This is a genomic window from Mesorhizobium sp. Cs1299R1N1 (assembly GCF_037179655.1).
Taxonomy (GTDB): Bacteria; Pseudomonadota; Alphaproteobacteria; order Rhizobiales; family Rhizobiaceae; genus Mesorhizobium; species Mesorhizobium salmacidum.
On the sequence record NZ_JAPYKR010000076.1, the window covers coordinates 1 to 1,518 of the forward strand.

Annotated in this window: 1 protein-coding gene and 1 pseudogene; both read right to left on the bottom strand. The window is 57.0% G+C overall.

Features of this window, described 5'->3' with window-relative positions; genetic code table 11:
* Positions 1 to 511: pseudogene (locus O7A70_RS33710) on the bottom strand (phosphoserine aminotransferase); the annotation flags it as partial.
* Between the two features lie 225 nt (positions 512 to 736).
* Positions 737 to 1,518, bottom strand: a 782-nt coding sequence (locus O7A70_RS33715; RefSeq protein ID WP_337144188.1) for a hypothetical protein, incomplete at its 5' end; no start/stop codon positions are given.

Below are 1,518 nucleotides of genomic sequence, written 5' to 3' on the forward strand. Positions count from 1 at the left end.
TCATGAGCCTGGCTACGGGCTTAACCCTGCTGACTTTCAGCCGTGCCTGGGCCCGAGGCGAGAGCGCGATCATGCCATGGCCGCCTTCGCCGCCAAGGGCCTTCTGCCATGACCAGCACAGAACGTCGGTTCGATCGTAGTCGATGCGCCTGGTAAAAGCTGCCGAGACGGCATCTGCGATCACGATCCCGGCACGGTCAGGAAAAATCCAATCAAGATCCGGAGGACAGACGCCGCTGTTGGTGCCATTTAATACTAGAAGAATGTCGTGATTGGGATCGATCCCGCTGGTGTCCGGGAATTCCCCGAAAGCACAGACGTGGCGCCTCTGGGAGGCTAGCCCTAACGTGTCGATCTCATTTGCCCAATACCGCGAGAAGCTATCTGACACGAATGTCTCGACTGGGAACGGGCCTAGCAGATTTTGTAGGGCCATGCTGCAAGCCCCAGTGCCCGAACCGGGCACGATTCCGCACAGCCAGCTATCAGGCAGCTCCAGCAAAGAGGCCATGCGCCTGATTACCCCTTTCAGCCTTTCTGCTCCCTCGGGGCTCCGGTGGCTTCGTCCAACATATCGGAGCATGGTTGGGGGCACGCTCCAACCAGGATGTTTCCGGCAAGGGCCTGATGAAAACCGCGGATCGGACGGGAGGACCGATGGTTTCACAGCCGCATTTCTTAGAGCCATGGCAACCTCCAAATTGGGAAAACGGAAGCTCATCGGAGCCAACTGCGGTCAGGCGATCGTCTGCGCCATCAGCTCCGAGATTTTGTCGTCGGCAAAACTTAGCCGTTGATCGGCGCTGAGATTCGAAAGGAGGTCGATAATCGCGGCCTCAGACAAGGCCCCCTCTTCGCGCAGCTTTTGTACATAGGAAGGATGGATGAAGTTTGAGCCCGCGAACTGATATGCCGTGCTGCTTCCCCAGCCATACTGTTTGCGAAGTGGATCGAAGTGACGCCGGACGTGATCCAGAAGCACCTTTTCGACGGGTGTATCGAGGTGACCGAGAATCGGCAGGAGCTGCTCGCTAGCTGTGTTTCCGGCCCCGCGGCCCATGCCGCCCATGGTGCAGTCTATCCATCTCGCTCCCGCCGTCGCGGCTGCAACTGAATTGATCAGTGCGTAGCCCCGGTTGTCATGGCCGTGAAATCCAACGTCACTCTCAAGCCGATCCGCAAATCGGCCGATAATTTCATGGACGCGGCTCGGTTTCATAGAGCCGAAGGAATCGGCAATATATAGCACGTCGATGGTGTCGAACTGCTTTGCTTCTTTCAGGCACGTCTCAAGTTCTGCAGCATTTGCAGAGTCGATCTGCATGAGGTTCAAAAACACACGAAAGCCCCTTTGAGACAACTCAGCGCAAATGTACCTACAGGCATCCAACTTGCTGTAATGGGCCGCCACGCGTACGGTCGTGATGCACCCCGGCAGTAGTCCTTCTATTAGGTGGTCCACGGCAAGGCGTATAGGCAGTTCGCCCGCATACACATCCTTGGCATCGATCATCACGC